The organism is Isoptericola sp. NPDC019693 (genome assembly GCF_044389085.1).
Classification (GTDB): Bacteria; Actinomycetota; Actinomycetes; order Actinomycetales; family Cellulomonadaceae; genus Isoptericola.
The window spans coordinates 208,008-225,177 of record NZ_JBIRXP010000006.1; the positions used below are offsets into that span (position 1 = coordinate 208,008).

Genomic DNA, 17,170 nt, shown 5'->3' on the forward strand with positions numbered 1-17,170 from the left:
GGCGGGCTCCGTCCACACCCCGGGTCTGCCCGCGAGGACGGTGCGGGTAGCTCCGCCACCGTGGTGGCATGACCGGATCTCGCGACTTCCTCGACGTTCCCGGGCTCGCCGACCTGCTCCGCCGTCAGCACGGCGTGGCGACACGTGCCCAGCTCCGCCGGCTGGGGATCACGCCGACCCACGTCTCCTCTCAGGTCGCCGCGCGACGGTGGCGGACGCTGACCTCCGACCTGGTCCTCCTCCACACCGGACCGTCGACCCGTGCGGCGCAGCTCTGGGCGGCCGTGCTCGACCCCGAACCGCCGGTGGCCGTCGGCTCATGGACGGGGCTGGCCGAGCACGGGCTGGTCGGCTGGGACCGGCCGGGCCTGCACGTCGTGGTGCCACGGGGCGCGCGCACCCGACGGCTGCCGGGCGTCGTCGTGCACGAGTCCCGCCGCTTCTGCCCCGAGGACGTCGTCTCGGTGCACGGCCGGCCGGTGTTCCGCGTCGAGAGGTGTGCCGTCGACGCCGCGGCGTGGCAGCGGTCGGGCAGGACCGCCGTCGGACTGCTCGCGGCCGTCGTGCAGCAGCGGCTCTCGACGCCGGCCCGGCTCTGGGAGCAGCTGGACCGGGTGGGGAAGGTGCGGCACCGGCGGCTGATGCAGCTCAGCCTGCATGACATCGAGGGGGGTGCGGACGCACTCAGCGAGATCGACTTCGCCCGGCTGTGCCGCGCCCGCGACCTGCCCGAGCCGGCACGTCAGGCGCAACGTCGTGACGCGCGCGGGCGGTACCGATACCTGGACGCGGAGTGGCTCCTGGCAGACGGCCGCCGCCTGCTCGTCGAGATCGACGGGGTCGGTCATCTGGAGGTGACCCGTTGGTACGACGACCTCATGCGGGATGCCGAGCTGCTTCCCGACGAACGGACGGTGCGGCTGCGGTTCCCCGCCGCGGCCGTGCGCGCGGAGCCGGGCCGGGTCGGCGACGTCCTCACCCGCCATCTGGCACCGTGATGCGGCCCCGTCGAGCTGTCAGACATGCAGCGCACCCGGGTGAGTCCTCCGTCTGACAGCTCGCGGCGGCGTCGGAGTTGTCAGACGCACGTCGCACTCCGGTGAGCCCTGCGTCTGACACGTCAGTAGACCGGGGGCGTGACCTTCTCGACGGCGACGACGCGCGGGCCCTTGCCCGTGGCGGCGACGTGGGCGACGAGCAGGTCGCCCGGCTCGAGGAACGGGTCCCGCGAGGGCAGCACGTTCGCGACAGCGCGACGCGAGTGCTGGCCCAGCACGTCCAGCACGGTCGGGAGCACCGGCCGGTGGGTGCACAGCACCGACGACCGGCCCGACTCGAGCAGGTCGCGCACGGTCGCGGCGACACGGGCGGGCGAGCGCTCGTGCTCCGCCTCGCCCAGCTGGTCGCTGAGCTCGGGGCGCGCGTGCGCCGAGCGGACGTACGGCTCGATGGTCGCCGCGCAGCGCTCCCAACGACTCGAGACGACGGACGTCACGCCGTAGGCCGCGAGGACCGGCACGAGGGCCGCGCCCTGGGCGAATCCCGTCGGCGTCAGCGGGCGGTCGTGCTCCGCGCCGTGCCAGGCGGCCCGGGTCACGGCCTTGCCGTGCCGCACGATGACGACGGCGTGCGTGGCGAGCCGGCCCTGGGCGTGCGCCTCCACGAGGGCCTCGAGCGGCCCCCGGTCGGCGCGGCGCGTCAGGCGCGCGGCAGCGTCGTCGACGTCGAGCCACGCCTTCTTGTCGACCTCGTCCTTCGACGGCGGCTGCACGGGGAACCGCGCGGCGAGGGCCGCGGCGTCGCCGGTGCGCGACGCGCGCCGCGCCGCCCAGTAGTGCACGCGCTTCACCCGTCCCTCGGGCGTCAGGTACTGCAGGCCGGGCAGGGGGACGCCGAGCACGACGGGCTTGCCGGTCTCCTCCGCGACCTCGCGCGCGGCAGCCGTGTTCAGCGCCTCGCCGGGCTCGAGCTTCCCCTTCGGCCAGGACCAGTCGTCGTAGCGCGGCCGGTGCACGAGCTGCACCTGGAGACGTCCCTCGCGCTCGCGCCACACGAGCCCGCCCGCCGACTCGATGACGGGGGCGTGCTCCACCGACGTCGCCCCCAGCCTGTCCACGAGCGGCGACGCCGCCGTGCCCGCCGCCCGGCGCACGTGCGCCGCCCTCACTGCGCCCTCATCGAGCGCGCTCGGGGCGCCGGCGGTGACGGTCGACGAGCTGCGCCTGGAGGTCCACGAGCGGCGCGCCGTCGGGCGCCACGTTGTGCCGCACCCAGGTGTCGTCCGGTTGCAGGTGCCACGTGGAGGTCTCGTCCGACATCGACGCGTCCATGAGCTCCAGGAGCTCCGCGACCTGACCCTCGTCGCTGATCCGGACGAGCGCCTCGACGCGCCGGTCGAGGTTGCGGTGCATGAGGTCGGCCGACCCGATGTACACCTCCGGCCCGGACTCCGGCCCCTCGCCGATGGTCGGTCCGGCCGCGTTGGCGAACGCGTAGATCCGGGAGTGCTCCAGGAACCGGCCGAGGATGGAGCGGACGCGGACGTTCTCGCTCAGCCCCGGCACGCCCGGCCGCAGCGCGCAGATCCCGCGCACCACCAGGTCCACCTTCACGCCAGCCTGGGAGGCGCGGTACAGGGCGTCGATCGTCGCCTCGTCCACGGCGGAGTTGACCTTGATGCGCACCCAGGCCTCGTGCCCGGCGCGGGCGGCGTCGGCCTCCCGCTCGATCCGCTCGATGAGCCCCGCCCGCACGGCGCGCGGCGCGACCAGGAGCCGGTGGAACCGCGACTGCGGGGCGTAGCCGGAGAGCTGGTTGAACAGGCGCGTGAGGTCCTGGCCGACGTCCCGGTCGCAGGTGAGCAGGCCGTGGTCGGTGTACAGGCGGGCCGTCTTCGGGTGGTAGTTGCCCGTGCCGACGTGGCAGTACCGGCGCAGCCCGTCCGCCTCCTGGCGCACCACCAGGGACAGCTTGGCGTGCGTCTTGAGGCCCACGATCCCGTACACGACGTGCACGCCCGCCTCCTCGAGCTTGCGGGCCCAGGAGATGTTGGCCTGCTCGTCGAACCGCGCCTTGATCTCGACGAGCGCAAGCACCTGCTTGCCCGCCTCCGCCGCGTCGATGAGGGCGTCGACGATGGGGGAGTCGCCCGACGTGCGGTACAGCGTCTGCTTGATCGCGAGCACCGCCGGGTCGGCGGCCGCCTGCTCGAGGAACGTCTGCACCGACGTGGAGAACGAGTCGTACGGGTGGTGCAGCAGGATGTCCCGCTCGCGGATCGCGGCGAAGACGTCGCGCGGCGTCGCGGACTCGACCTCCGCGAGCTGGCGGTGCGTGGTCGGGACGAACGGCGGGTAGTGCAGGGAGGCGCGGTCGATGTCGGCGATGACGTTCAGGCCGGTGAGGTCGAGCGGCGCGGGCAGCTCGTACACCTCGTCCTCGGCCACCCCGAGCTCCCGCACCAGCAGCTCGCGGATGCGCGGGGAGATGCCGTGCGCCAGCTCGAGCCGCACGGGCGGGCCGAAGCGACGGCGCAGCAGCTCCTTCTCCATCGCCTGCAGGAGGTTCTCGGCGTCGTCCTCCTCGACCTCCACGTCCTCGTTCCGGGTGACGCGGAAGGTGTGGCTCTCGCGCACCTCCATGCCCGGGAACAGGTGGTCGAGGTGCTGGGCGATGACCTCCTCGAGAGGCACGAACGACGTCTGCGCGCTGCCGCCCTGCGCGGGCGTCGGCGCGGACGGGCGGCCGCGGTCGTCCACCGCGATGAAGCGCGGCAGCAGCGGCGGCACCTTGACGCGCGCGAAGTGCTCCTTGCCGGTCAGCGGGTTCGCGACCACGACGGCCAGGTTGAGGGAGAGCCCCGAGATGTACGGGAACGGGTGCGCCGGGTCCACCGCCAGCGGCGTGAGCACCGGGAAGATCTGCTTGCGGAAGAACTTGTGCAGGCGCTCCTGCTCGCGCACCTCGAGCTGGTCCCAGTGCACGATCGTGATGCCCTCGGCGTCGAGCGCGGGCTGCACGTCGGAGCGGAAGACCTCCGCGTGCCGCGTCATGAGGCGGTGCGCGCCCTCGCCGATCGACTCGAGCACCTGGCGCGGGCTCATGCCCGACGCCGCGGTGACCGCGATGCCGGTGGCGATGCGCCGCTTCAGGCCCGCTACCCGCACCATGAAGAACTCGTCCAGGTTGGAGGCGAAGATCGCGAGGAAGCGGGTGCGCTCCAGCAGCGGCAGCGTCGGGTCCTCCGCGAGCTCCAGCACCCGTTCGTTGAACGCCAGCCAGCTCAGCTCCCGCTCCGCGAACCGGTCGTCCGGCAGGGGCTCGGGCGCGGTCCGTGCCGCGCCGTCCACCGGCTCGGGCTCCTCCGCGATGTGCTCCGCGATGTGCGCGGCGAGCTGAGGGTCCAGGGGGCGGGCCGGCGCCACGGCGGTGGACCGCGGCCGGCTGTCCGTCACCTCGGCGGCCGCGACGGCGGGGTCCGGTGCGGCGGGAGCGTACCGGCCGCGTCCGTCGCGGGACCGGGACGTTCGGGGGCGCGACGCTGTCATGTCCCCCATCGTGGCACCGATAGGTGAACGGCGGGTGACGAAGTTCTCCCGTCGGACGCTAGGCGCCGGCGGGGCGGGCGAACTGGACGTCGACGGCGGCGCGCTCGAACCCCGCGCCCGCGTACGTGGCCAGCGCCGCGGCGTTGTCCCCGTCGACGTAGAGCACCGCGCGGTCGCAGCCGGCGCGCGCCAGGTGCCGCAGCCCGACGGCGGTGAGCGCGCGGCCCAGCCCGCGCCCCTGCGCGTCGGGCGAGACCCCGACCGCGTAGATCTCACCAGCACGGCGCTCCCCGTCCCGGGCGCCGTCCGGCTGGTCGTTCTCCACCTTGGTCCACAGGAAGCCGAGCGGCTCGCCTCCTGCGTCATCGCTGCCGGCGTCGGCGGGCACGACGAGGAAGAAGCCCTCCGGGTCGAACCAGGGTTCGCGCCGGCGGTCGTGCAGGTCGTCCACGGTGAGGCGGCCCTGCTCGGGGTGGTCGGCGAACGCGCGCGCGTTGAGCCGCACCCACGCCTCGTCGTCGGCCCCGGGCCGGAAGGTCCGCAGGGCGAGGCCGGGCAGGTCCGGCACGTCGCTGGCCGCGTCGTCGGGCCCCAGCGGGCGGGCGAGCACGAGCAGCTCGCGCGCCACCTCGTAGCCGTGGGCCGCCGCGAACGCCCGTGCCGCGGGCAGGTCGCCGTGCGCCCACACCCGCAGCGGCTTGCCGCGCTGACCAGGGGCGCCCGAGAACATCGGCAGGCGGGCGTCGCGCTCGGCCGTGCGGAGCAGCACGGTCCCCACGCCCTGCCGGCGGTGCGCCGGGTGCACGACGAGCTCGGCGCTGGCGTCCTCGCCGCCGCGGTCCACCTGCAGGTAGCCGGCGACGACGCCGTCGTCACCGCGGGCCACGACGTGCGTCAGCCAGTCGGCCTCGGTGCCGAGGCGCAGCAGCGGCTGCTCCGAGAGCGGGGCGACGCCGTCCTGGGACGCCGCGGCCGCGGCGAGTGCGCGCACGGCGTCCTGCGTGGGCGCGTCCAGTGGGTCGAAGGAGAGCGTGGTCTGGGTGGGCACGCCCCCATTCTCGCCGAGGTGGTCCAGTTCTCCGCGAGGTAGTGGTCTGGACCACTACCTCGGCGAGAGCTGGACTACCTCGGCGGGCGCCGTCAGCTCGCGGTGCAGGTGGCGGCGGGAGCCGTGGAGGGCGCGGCCCCCGTCCCGATGAAACCGGCGGTGGTGGAGGCGCCCGCGGCGAGCGTGCCGTTCCATGCGGCGGGGGTCACGTGCACGCCGTCGGCGTCCGACGTCGCCTCGCCGCCCCAGGCCTGGGCGACCGTGCTGCCGCCGGGCAGCGCGAACGTGACGTCCCAGCCGTCGACGGCGGCGTCGCCGGCCGTCACGGTCACCTCGCCCTGCCAGCCGCCCGGCCAGGAGTGGGTCACCCGCACGACGGCGGTGCAGGCGTCGGCCGGCGGCTCGGTCGGCTCGGGCGGCTCGGTCGGCTCCGGCGGCTCGGCGCCGAACCACGACGCCTCGACGGCGGTCTCGCGCAGGCCGTCCGGGCCGTCGATGATGCGGGTGCCCCACGCGCTGGGGTCGGCGGGGTCGAAGCCGAGCACCATGTCGAGGTAGGGGTCGGTGTTGCCGCTCCACGACCAGGCCAGCCAGCCCAGGTCGAGACGCTCCGCCTCGGACAGCACCCAGTCCTCGTCGACGTCGGCGGCGGTCTGCTGCCAGCCGAACTCGCCGACGATGATCGGCAGCCCCGCGTCCACGAAGAACTCGAGGTAGTCGGTCACCGTCTGGTGCTGGTTGTACACGCTGTACATGTGGATGGAGAAGATCGTGTTGGCGTCAGGGTCGGAGGCGAAGACGTCGGCGGCCGCGGGCCGCATGTAGTTCTTCCAGTCCTGCCCCCAGTTGGGCGCGTCGACGACGAGCGCGTGCTCGTACCCGATGTCGCGCATCCGCACGATGGCGTCGGAGGTCGCGCTGCCCCAGGTCTCGTTGGTGGCGTCGTCGTTGCCCATCGGCTCGTTGCCGATGTTCACCATGACGAAGTCCTCGGTGCCGGCGAGCGTCGGGTAGAGGTCCTCCCAGTAGTCGACGGCCTGGTCGAGGGTGGCCGCGTCAGGGGCGAACTCGTCGCCGTACCCGGTGGTGTCGTGCACCTCGAGGATGCAGACGAGCCGGTTCTCCTCGCACAGGTCGACGACGTCGGCGACGTCCTCGGGGGTGTTGCGGGTCCACTGGTCGCCGCTGGACAGGACGACCCGCACGCTGTTGGCGCCGGCGGCCTTGATGTCCGCGAACGAGTCGGTCTGGTGCGTGTACCAGGTGTGCGCGTGGTTGACGCCGCGGAGCACGAGGTCGGTGCCGTCGGCCTCGACGACGCGGCCGTCCGCCACATGGATGCCGGGCGGGGCGTCGGCACGGGCGTCGGGCGCCGTCGCGACGACGGCGGCCGCGGCGCCGGCGGCGAGGGCGGCCGCGGCGAGGGCCGCCGGCACGACGTGGCGGGCCGCGGGGCGCGCCGTCGCGGCGGCGTGCTGGTGCGGAGGTGCTCCGGGGGGAGTGGGGGAGTGCTGCATGGCGGGACGTCCTCGTCTCTCGTGCGACTCGGCACGCGCTGCGCGTGCGGTCCCACAGTGGTCGAGGTGTCGGCGCCGGTCAGGACGCTGAAACGATTCGTCCGGCGTGACGGGCCCGAGGGGCCTGCCGGGACCGTGCGGGTCCCGGCAGGCCCGGGGTGTCAGTCCTCGTTCGACGCCGGCTTGGCGAGACCCGCGGAGATGAGGTCCATCACCGAGGAGTCGGCGAGCGTGGTCGCGTCGCCGACGGTGCGGTTCTCCGCGACGTCGCGCAGGAGGCGGCGCATGATCTTGCCGGACCGGGTCTTGGGCAGCTCCGGCACGACGAGGATGCGGCGCGGCTTGGCGATCGGGCCGATCTCCTTGGCGACGTGGTTGCGCAGCTCCTGCTGGACCTCCTCGGCGCCCTCCGGCGTCGACGCGCGGTCCGCGTGCTCGCCGCGGAGGATGACGAACGCGACGACGGCCTGGCCGGTGGTCTCGTCGGCGGCGCCGACGACGGCGGCCTCGGCCACGACGTCGTGCGAGACGAGGGCGGACTCGATCTCCGTGGTGGACAGGCGGTGGCCGGAGACGTTCATGACGTCGTCCACGCGCCCGAGCAGCCAGATGTCGCCGTCCTCGTCCTTCTTGGCGCCGTCGCCGGCGAAGTACAGGCCCTGGAACCGCGACCAGTACGTGTCCTTGAAGCGCTGCAGGTCGCCCCAGATCCCGCGCAGCATGGACGGCCACGGCTCCGACAGCACGAGGTATCCGCCGCCGCCGTCCGGCACGGAGTGCGCCTCGTCGTCCACGACGTCCGCGACGATGCCGGGCAGCGCGACCTGCGCCGAGCCGGGCTTGGTGGCGGTGACGCCGGGCAGCGGGCTGATCATGATCGCGCCCGTCTCGGTCTGCCACCAGGTGTCGACGATCGGTGCTGTGTCGCCGCCGATGACGCGGCGGTACCACATCCACGCCTCGGGGTTGATGGGCTCGCCCACCGAGCCGAGCACGCGCAGGCTCGACAGGTCGAAGCCGGCGGGGATGTCCTCGCCCCACTTCATGCAGGTGCGGATGGCCGTCGGCGCGGTGTAGAGGATCGAGACCTGGTACTTCTCGACCAGCTCCCACCACCGGCCGCGGTGCGGGGTGTCCGGCGTGCCCTCGTACAGCACCTGGGTCGCGCCGTTGGTCAGGGGTCCGTAGACGACGTACGTGTGCCCGGTCACCCAGCCGATGTCGGCGGTGCACCAGTAGACGTCCGACTCGGCCTTGAGGTCGAAGACGTTCTTGTGCGTGTAGGCCGCCTGCGTGAGGTAGCCACCCGTGGTGTGCAGGATGCCCTTCGGCTTCCCCGTGGTGCCCGACGTGTACAGGATGAACAGTGGGTGCTCGGCCTCGACGGCCACGGGCTCGTGGAACGTGTCGGCGTGCTCCAGGGCGTCGTGCCACCAGACGTCGCGGCCGTCGGTCCACTCGACGTCCTGCTCGGTGCGGCGCACCACGAGCACGTGCTCCACCGTGGTCGCGGGCTCGCCGTCCTTGGGCGCCAGCGCCTCGTCGACCGCGGGCTTGAGGGCGGAGGGCGCGCCGCGGCGGTAGCCGCCGTCGGCCGTGATGACGAGCTTCGCCTCGGCGTCGGCGATGCGGCTGCGCAGCGCGTCGGCGGAGAAGCCGCCGAAGACCACGGAGTGCGGGGCGCCGATGCGGGCGCACGCGAGCATCGCGACGACCGACTCGACGAGCATCGGCAGGTAGATGACGACCCTGTCGCCCTTGGTCACGCCGAGCGCCGTGAGGGCGTTCGCCGCGCGGGACACCTCGGCCTGCAGGTCGGCGTAGGTGACGGTCCGCGTGTCGCCGGGCTCGCCCTCGAAGTGGATGGCGACCCGGTCGCCGAGACCGGCCTCGACGTGCCGGTCCACCGCGTTGTACGCGGCGTTGAGCGTGCCGTCGGCGAACCACTTCGCGACCGGCGCCTCGGACCAGTCGAGCGTCTGGGTGAACGGCGTGGACCACGTGACGAGCTCACGCGCCTGGTCGGCCCAGAACCCGAGCCGGTCGGCCTTCGCGTCCTCGTACAGGGACGGCTGGGCGTTGGCCTGCGCCGCGAACGCGGGGCTCGGCGGGAACGCTCGCGTCTCGTGCAGCAGGTTCTCGAGGCTGGGGGCGGTGGTCTCGTTCTCTGGCACGCTTACCTCCGGTTGCGCATCGTCGCTGGTGCGGTCCGCCGGTGCACGACGCGGTGCGGCCGGGGACGGCGGGCCCGTGGGCCTCGCCGTCGGGAGTCTAGACCGGGGGCGTGACCGGGGTCACGTCGCCCCCGGTCCGGCGGCCCTCCGCACAGGTCGTCGCGATGCCCGCTGCGATGCCAGCCACGATGCTTGCTGCGGTGGCCGAGCGGGTCCGTCGACGCCATCCTGAGCAGGGCGTTCGCGGCCGAGGCCCGGCAGTGGGTCGGGAGGAAGGGAGGCGCGACGGTGACCTTCGTCCACCACAGGACCCTCGACGACGCACAGCGTTGGCTGCGCTCCGGGCACGACGTGCACGTGACCGGCGACGTCGGCGCAGGGCGCAGCACGGTGCTGCGCGCGCTCGCCGACGCCCGGCGGTCCGCAGGGGCGGCCGTCGTCGAGCTCGCGGGGTCGGCGGGCGGGGAAGCCGTGCCGCTCGGCGCGTTCCTCACCCACCCGACGCTCCGGCCCCGCGGCTCCGTCCCCCGGTGGGGCGTGCCCGAGGCGACGGCCGCGCTCGACGAGGCGCTCGCCGGCCGGCAGGCGACCGTCCTCGTCGACGACGCGCACCTGCTCGACCGTCCGTCGCTCGCCGTCGTCGACACGGTGGCGCGGCTGCGGCGGGACCGGGTACGTCTCGTCACGACGGTGCCGCTCGGCGTCGCCGGTGACGGCCCGTGGTCGGTGCTCGCCCGCGGCGCGGGTGCCGTCGCCGTGGAGCCGCTGGGCGTGAACGAGGTCGCGACCCTCGTCGGGGACCTCCTGGGTGGTCAGGTCGAGGGCAGCCTGGCCGCGACCGTCGCCGGCCGGTCGGGCGGGAACCCGCGCGCCGCCGTGGCCCTGGCGGTCGCGGCCGCCGGGGCGGGTGCCGTCGCCCAGGTGGAGGGCAGGTGGGCGCAGGTGCACGGCCTCGAGGCCGTGCCGACCGGGTCGGTGCTGCACGGCCTTCTCGGCGGGCTCCCCGACCCGCTCAGGCAGGGCCTGGAGTCGCTCGCCTGGTTCGGGCTGCTCGACGTCGACCACGCGCGCGTGCTGCTGGGCGAGGACCGGCTCGCCGCGCTCGACGCCGCAGGCCGGGTCGCGGTCGACGAGCGCCCGCGGGCCCGCCTCGTCGCGGTGAGCCCGCCCGTGCTCGCCCAGGCGCTGCGCGCACAGCTTACCGGCGCCCGGCGGGCGCTGCTGCGGGAGCGGGCGGAGGAGCTGTTCGGCACGGGTGGGCCGGCCGGCGGCGACGAGGCCGGCGAGGAGTCGCCGCTGGCCGCGCTCGCGGGCACGACGGTGCCCGAGGACCAGCCGGTGCACCAGCAGGTCGCGATCGTCACCGAGTCGGTCCGCACCCGGGCGTCGCTCTGGTCGCGCGCCTGGGCCGAGCGCCACGATGTCGCGAGCGCGCTGCCGCTGCTCCGGCTGCACCTCGTGGACGGGCTCGCCCCCGTCGACGCCGACGAGATCTTCGCCGGCACGTCGCGTGCCCCCACGGACGACCCCGAGCAGGTGGCGGCCCACGCCGTCCTCCGCGGGCAGTGGGTGGTGCAGCGCGGGGGCAGCGTGCGCGAAGGGTTCCTGCACGACCCCGGCCCGTCCGGGCTGGTGACGGTCGACGGCGTCGGCGAGCCGTTCCTGCACTACCTCGACGACGTGTACGGGGAGCCCGAGCGGGCCCCGGACCCCGCGGCGTTCGACCTGGAGGCCGACGTCCCGCGGTCCCTGCGCGGCTACGCGACCGTCCAACTGGTGCGGGCCGCGCTCGAGGCGGGGGCCCCCGACCGGGCGCTCGAGCTGCTGGGCGGCTGGAGCGGCACGCCTCACCAGCGGCCCTACACGCACCGGCTGGACGCCCTGCGCGGCGACGCGCTGCTCATGGTGGGCCAGGTGGACGACGCCGTGACCTGGGCACGCGAGCGCGTCAGCGCCGCCTACGACGAGGTCAGCCCGTTCGGCATCCGGTTGGCCGCCCGCGGGCTGGCGACCGCGCTGTTCGTGCGCGGAGACCACGACCGGGCCCTGCGTGCGCTGAGCGTGGTGCTCCGGCTCGGACGGGGCGGTCCGGTGATGAGCCCTTTCGACGACCGGATCTTCGCGCTCGCCGCGGTGCTGCACGCGCGGGCCGGCCACCACGACCTCGCGCGCACCCTGCTGGACGAGCTGGAGCGCACCCCGCGGCCGTTCGTGCCCGTGCTCGACTTCATGCGGCCGTGGGCCCGGATGGAGGTGGAGCACGCGGCGACCGGGGGCGAGCCGGACGCCGACCTCCTCTGGGCGGCGGGCGAGGACCTGTGGGCGCGCGGCTGGACCGCGTCGGCCGTGTTCTGCTGGGCGCTCACGCCGCAGATGCTCGACGACGCCCGCCTCGCCCGGCTGGAGGAGGGGTTCGCGTCCGTGCGCATGCCGCTGCTCACGCCCGCAGTGCGGCTGCACCGGCACCTGGCGCACGGCACCAGCGGCGTCGCCCTCGAGTCGCTGCGGGCCATGCGCACGCGCGGACCGCTGGCCCACGTCGCGATCGCCGTCGCCCGGCAGCGCTCGGACGCCGAGGGGCGTCGCGTCCTCACCGTGGACGACGTCGCCGACATCGCCGGGACCACCGCCCCGAGGGTCGACGTCGGCCCGACGTCCGGGCTCACCACGCGCGAGGCCGAGATCGTCACCCTCGCCCGCGAAGGCCTCGCCAACCGGGAGATCGCCAGCCGGCTGTTCCTCTCCGTGCGGACCGTGGAGAGCCACCTCTACCGGGCGATGCAGAAGCTGGGCGTCACCGATCGGCGACAGCTGCGCGGGTGACGGGGCTCAGGGCCGGTCCGTGCCGGCCCCGGTCTCCGCGGGCCTGGTCTCCGCGGGCCCGGCGGTGCGCGTCCGGCGTCGGCCCCGCCAGGCGCGCCACCACAGGCTGACCGCCCACAGGAAGAACGCGCCGGCGACCGCGTAGACCGCCACCGACTTGTGGTCGCCGTTGACGGCCGAGTTCACGGAGCCCAGCCACGGGACGGCGTAGGCGACCCGGCCGCGCACCTGGTACTCCTGCACGGGGTCGTCCTCGGTGGCGTTGGCGTCGCCCTGGACGGTGAAGGTGCGCGTGCCGTCCTGGTGGTTGTCGATCGCGGTCACCCGGTGCGAGATCGCGGTCGGGTCGTCCGGGTTCGGCAGGTAGGTGACGATGTCGCCGACGCGCACGTCCTCCGGCTCCACCGGGAGCACGACGGCGAGCGACCCCACCGGAAGGTTCGGCTCCATCGAGCCCGACAGGATGGTCAACGGGATGCCGCCCAGCACCTTCGGCACCACGATCACCGCGGCGGCCAGCAGGATGACGAGGCCCAGCACCCCGTAGGTGAGCCCCGCCCAGAGCCCCGACAGGGCCGGGTGCCGGACCTGCCGGCTGCCCTCCGCGTCCGCCGCCGGCGTCGTCGCCGGGCCGTCCGCCGTGTCTTCCGCGTCGATGTCGACCTCCCCGGTCTCCCGTGGGGGACCGCCCCCACAGGCGCTGCTCAGTCTGCCTGCTCGCCCTCCGGCGTCGCCGTCGGACGTGCCGACGGCGCGGCGGCCTGGTCGGCGGCGGCCTGGTCGGCGACGGCCTGGTCGGGGCCGGCGGGCTCCTCGGGTGCGGGCGTCTCCTCGGGCTCTGTGGCTTCGGTCTGCTCGGTCTGCTCGGTCTGCTCGGTCTGCTCGGCCGCCGGCGCCTCGCCGCTCGTCGCGTCGTCCGCCTCCTGGTCGCTGCCCTTCACGGTGGTGACGTCCGCCGACGGTGCCGCCGTGGCGGACGTCGCGCCGCTCCAGAGCGGGAGCCGCTCGGGGGTCAGCCCGGAGCCGTCGCCGAACTCCTCGTGGTCGGTCACCGCGGCGACGTCCCAGCCGGAGAGGTCTCGCGAGAAGCTCGACGCGTTCTTGAACATGTCCTCCATGGTCGTCACGCTGCCGGTGCTCCAGCCCGTGATGTCGCCGTCGAAGCTCGTGGCGCCCTCGAACAGGTGGGACATGTTCGTCACGTGGGAGACGTCCCACCGGGTGATGTTGTCGTTCGCGTCCCAGCTCGCGCCGACGAAACCGGTGGCGCCCTGGAACATCCCCTCCATGGTCGTCACCTTCGACGTGTCGGTGAACCCGGTCGGGCCGGTGAAGCTCTCGGCACCGGCGAACATGTACGACATGTCCGTGACGTTCGAGGTGTCGAACGTCGGCTTGTACTGGCTGTAGTTCGTCGCACCGTCGAACATGTGCGCCATCGTCGTGACGCGGGACGAGTCCCAGCCGGTGATCTGGAAGGACGTCCCGGGAGCGTTCGCCGAGCCCGCGTTCTGGAAGGCGTACGACGTGTCCGTCAGCGTGTCCGGGAGCTGCTCGACGTACTGCAGGTGGACCGCGTCCTTGAGGGCGTACCGCGCGGACCGCGTGCCGTAGTCCTCCGACCAGCCGCTGACGTGGGTCAGCGACCCCACCTCGGAGGTCGTCTGCTCCGCGGACCCGAACCCTCGGAAGGCGCCGACGACCCGGACGTTCGGCGTGAACCCGGCGGTGCCGAAGTCCATCTCGTTGAGGCCGTCGACGGCGTCCGTCTGGCGCTCGCTGCCGCCGTCCCACACACCCCAGGTGATGATCGTGCCCGGGGCGGGGTCGGTGAGGTAGAAGCCGACGACGCCGTCGTCGTCGAGCGAGAGGTCGAAGTCCACGCGGAAGGTGGTGCCGCCCTGCGGCTCGGGGGCGCCGGTCGAGATCGTGCCGGCGTCGAGGGCGGCGGTGTCCGTCCAGCCGTTGCCGTTGGACAGGGACACGGTGAGGCCGGACAGGTCGATCGTGCGCGCGGTGGCGGGCAGCCCGGCGTCGGCGGTGACCGCGAGCGTGAGCCGTACGGTCTGGTGGCCGTCGTCGTCGGACCGGAGGCCCTGCACGGGCACGGAGCCCGCCGTGAGCTGGACGGTGACGTGGTCCTTGATCGCGTCCGGCAGGCCGGCGCCGGAGATCGCGAAGGACGCCCGGAGGTTCTCCCCGACGGCGGTGACGGGGACGTCGGCGATCGTCGAGGTGATCGTGTCGCCGGCGCTCAGCGTGTCCGTCGCCGGATCGAAGGAGGCGCCGGACCTGGTCCAGGCCCCGGCGGTCAGCGTGTCCTCGTCGATGCCCAGGCTGCCCGTGGTCGTGCTTCCGCCGACGGGCGCGGAGGCGTTCCAGGCGGCGAACGAGCCCGCACCGGGCAGTGCCAGCAGCATCGCGGCGGCGACCGCCACGGCGGCCGGCACCACGCGCACCGGGTTCAGGAACCGGACCTGACGACGCATCTCACACCCTGGTTTCGACTCGCTCGGACGGGCGGTAGGGACCGCGGGCGGCAGCGCTCGGGGGAGGGGCAAGCTGCCGCCCGCGGTGGTCAGGGGTCAGGAGCTCAGGACCTGCTGCAGATCGATCTTGACGTCCTGCAGGTTGATCGCCGCGCTCTTCGAGGCCTCGGCGGACTGGTCGAACGCGAGGCTCACGACGGCCGTGAGGTCGTACGTCGTCCCCGCGTCGGAACCCGTCAGCGCGAGCGACTCGCCGGAGTCGGAGTGCGCCGCGTCGGTCAGGGTGATCGTGGCGGTCACGTCGTCAGGAAGCGTGGCCTGCGTGTCGTCGAGCGTGGCGGCGACGACCAGGTTCTCGCCGGTGGCCGTGACGGTGAGGGTGGTCGTGCCCTCGATGACGTCGCCCGGGACCATGTGGAACGTGGTGATGTCGGTGATGGCGTTGGCGGCACCCGGGGTGACGTCCTGCCAGTCCGTGGTGCCGCTGAAGTCCGCGGTGAGCGTGCCGGTCTCGCTGGCGGCGCCGCCGATGGCCCCGCTGGTGTTCCACAGCGCGAACGTGCCGGCCCCGCCCAGCAGGACGGCGATGCCGGCAGCGGCGGCGACGGTGCCCTTGACGGCACCCTTCTTCGTGGTCGTGTTCGTCATCGTGCTGTTCCTCCCCAGTGACCGAGGCCCGACGCTCGCTGCGCCTGACACGTCCACTGTCGGTGGCCGCGGGCGCGCGCGGGGGCGGCGTGGCACCCGCCGTAGGTACGCCCACGCCCACGACCTGCGACGACGTCCGCCGTCCTCCACGAGTGCAGTAGTCCGGTGCGCTACTGGGACGGCCCTGCGCAGTAGCCCCGGGTACCGCCGGCGCGGCGTGCGACGGGGCGAGATCGTCCGGGCTCCTGTCGTCGGGCCCTGGTAGACGTCGACCATGACGACTCCCTACGTGTCCTGGCCGCGCGAGGCGGGGAACCTCCGCCTGCGCGTGCCGACGAGCCGCGACGTCGACCGGGTGCTGGCGTGGCGCAACGATCCCGAGGTGACGCGATGGCTGCTGCGCACCACGCAGGACGCCGACGAGCTGCGGGGGTCGTGGCGCCGTGCGCTCGACGACGCCTACGACCAGGCGATCGTGGTCGATGTGGACGGCGTCGTCGTCGCGACCGGCGAGCTGGAGGTGAGCGACGGCATGGGCCAGCCGCGGGGCGCCGCGTGGCACCGCGCCGAGGGGTCGATCGGCTACCTCGTCGACCCCGCCTATGCGGGCCGGGGGATCGCGACGGCGCTCGCGGGCGCGCTGCTCGACGTCGCGTTCACCGACCTCGGCCTGCACCGCGTGACCGCCGGGTGCTTCGCCGCGAACGAGGCCTCGTGGCGGGTCATGGAGAAGCTCGGGATGCGCCGCGAGCAGCACGGCGTCCGCGACTCCTGGCACGACGAGCTGGGCTGGGTGGACGGGTACACGTATGCGGTCCTCGCGGACGAGTGGGCCGGCCCGCCGACCGTCGACGCCGCCGGCTGAGGCCCCGGACACGAGGACGGCGCCCGGGAGACATGTCGACCGAGCGCCGCTCTCGCCAGCCCGGACGCGGGTAGCAGGCGCTGGTCCGATCACTGGGTGGGGTCGTTCCCACCGAGTGGGTCCTCAACCGGGGACTTCCTTGGCGTGGGTCCCCCGTCCGGCTGTCTCCTCCCATGGAACGCCCGCCCGGGCAGGGCCGCAAGCGCTCAGCCGTGCCGGCGGCGCCACCAGCGGCGGAGCAGCCAGGCGGCCACGCCCGCGACGACGACGACGCCCGCGGTGAGCGCCACGGCGGGCGGCCTGATCGCGGACCGCAGCGCCACGGGGCGGGAGAACGTGAGCACGCCCCAGCCGTTCTCGGCGGCCACGCGCCGCAGCGTCTTGTCCGGGTTGACGGCGAAGCCGTGCCCGACGGCGCCGAGCATCGGCGCGTCCGTGACCGAGTCCGAGTAGGCGTAGCTGCGCTCGAGGTCGTAGCCGCGCCGGGCTGCGAGCTCGCGAACGGCCTCGGCCTTCTGCTCGCCGTACGCGTAGAACTCGATCTCGCCGGTGTACCGGCCGTCCTCGACGGCCATCCGCGTGGCGACGACGTGGTCGGCGCCCAGCACGGTGGCGATCGGCTCGACGAGCTCCGTGCCCGAGGCGGAGACGATGACGACGTCGTGCCCGAGCTCGTGGTGCTCGGCGATGAGCTCCACGGCCTCGGCGTAGACGTACGGGTCGATGAGCTCGTGCACGGTCTCCGCGACGATCTGCTGCACCTTGCTCACCTCCCAGCCGGTGGCGAGCTCGGACAGGTGCTTGCGCATCCGCTCCGTCTGGTCGGCGTCGGCGTTGCCGGCGTAGAAGAGCAGGTGCGCGTACGCGCTGCGCAGGACGTCGCCGCGCGTGATGAGGCCTCCGGCGTAGAACGGCTTGGAGAACGCCGCCGACGAGCTCGTCGCGATGATCGTCTTGTCGAGGTCGAAGAACGCCGCGACCCGCACCGGCGGGGTCGCCGGTGCCGCCTCGTGCGGTCCGGGTCGCTGGTCGGTCACGGCCCGAGCCTAGCCGGGCGGG

The 17,170-nt window shown here is 74.1% G+C and carries 12 protein-coding genes; 3 read left to right on the top strand and 9 right to left on the bottom strand.

The features are described from left to right. Positions 1–68 precede the first annotated feature (68 nt). Positions 69–998: a hypothetical protein gene (locus tag ACH436_RS17830; RefSeq protein WP_430561532.1), complete on the top strand. Its 930-nt coding sequence runs from the start codon at positions 69–71 to the stop codon at positions 996–998. Between the two features lie 122 nt (positions 999–1,120). Here ACH436_RS17830 and ACH436_RS17835 read toward each other — a convergent pair whose 3' ends face one another. The 5 genes from ACH436_RS17835 to acs all read right to left on the bottom strand — a co-directional run bounded on the left by ACH436_RS17835 (position 1,121) and on the right by acs (position 9,286). After that, entirely contained in the window at positions 1,121–2,116 is a 996-nt protein-coding gene (locus ACH436_RS17835) for an NUDIX domain-containing protein (protein ID WP_430561642.1), read from the bottom strand. A gap of 58 nt (positions 2,117–2,174) precedes the next feature. Continuing rightward, the gene (locus ACH436_RS17840) at positions 2,175–4,556 is read right to left on the bottom strand and encodes an RNA degradosome polyphosphate kinase (protein WP_430561533.1); all 2,382 of its coding nucleotides are present in this window, start codon (positions 4,554–4,556) and stop codon (positions 2,175–2,177) included. Between the two features lie 49 nt (positions 4,557–4,605). Continuing rightward, on the bottom strand, positions 4,606–5,595 hold the full coding sequence (gene mshD, locus ACH436_RS17845; protein ID WP_430561534.1) for a mycothiol synthase: 990 nt from the start codon (positions 5,593–5,595) through the stop codon (positions 4,606–4,608). A 92-nt stretch (positions 5,596–5,687) separates the two neighbouring features. After that, positions 5,688–7,112, bottom strand: coding sequence for a cellulase family glycosylhydrolase (locus ACH436_RS17850; protein ID WP_430561535.1), 1,425 nt, complete (start codon positions 7,110–7,112; stop codon positions 5,688–5,690). A 161-nt stretch (positions 7,113–7,273) separates the two neighbouring features. Further along, entirely contained in the window at positions 7,274–9,286 is a 2,013-nt protein-coding gene (gene acs / locus ACH436_RS17855; RefSeq protein WP_430561536.1) for an acetate--CoA ligase, read from the bottom strand. Between the two features lie 288 nt (positions 9,287–9,574). Between acs and ACH436_RS17860 the strand changes: the two genes are divergently transcribed. Next, positions 9,575–12,109 carry a LuxR C-terminal-related transcriptional regulator gene (locus ACH436_RS17860; RefSeq protein WP_430561537.1) on the top strand — a complete coding sequence of 845 codons (2,535 nt, stop codon included), beginning with the start codon at positions 9,575–9,577 and terminating at the stop codon, positions 12,107–12,109. A 6-nt stretch (positions 12,110–12,115) separates the two neighbouring features. On the opposite strand, the gene ACH436_RS17865 is transcribed toward ACH436_RS17860, so the two are convergent. The 3 genes from ACH436_RS17865 to ACH436_RS17875 form a co-directional block, all read right to left on the bottom strand. Continuing rightward, on the bottom strand, positions 12,116–12,649 hold the full coding sequence (locus ACH436_RS17865) for a signal peptidase I (protein ID WP_430561538.1): 534 nt from the start codon (positions 12,647–12,649) through the stop codon (positions 12,116–12,118). A 164-nt stretch (positions 12,650–12,813) separates the two neighbouring features. Further along, the gene (locus tag ACH436_RS17870; protein WP_430561539.1) at positions 12,814–14,598 is read right to left on the bottom strand and encodes an alternate-type signal peptide domain-containing protein; all 1,785 of its coding nucleotides are present in this window, start codon (positions 14,596–14,598) and stop codon (positions 12,814–12,816) included. Positions 14,599–14,694: 96 nt separating this feature from the next. Next, positions 14,695–15,246 (bottom strand): alternate-type signal peptide domain-containing protein, encoded by a 552-nt coding sequence (locus ACH436_RS17875; protein WP_430561540.1) that lies wholly within the window; start codon positions 15,244–15,246, stop codon positions 14,695–14,697. A gap of 274 nt (positions 15,247–15,520) precedes the next feature. Between ACH436_RS17875 and ACH436_RS17880 the strand changes: the two genes are divergently transcribed. Continuing rightward, complete coding sequence (locus ACH436_RS17880; RefSeq protein ID WP_430561541.1) at positions 15,521–16,111, top strand: GNAT family N-acetyltransferase; 591 nt, start codon at positions 15,521–15,523, stop codon at positions 16,109–16,111. Between the two features lie 206 nt (positions 16,112–16,317). On the opposite strand, the gene ACH436_RS17885 is transcribed toward ACH436_RS17880, so the two are convergent. After that, positions 16,318–17,148, bottom strand: coding sequence for an HAD family hydrolase (locus ACH436_RS17885; RefSeq protein ID WP_430561542.1), 831 nt, complete (start codon positions 17,146–17,148; stop codon positions 16,318–16,320). Positions 17,149–17,170: the final 22 nt, after the last annotated feature.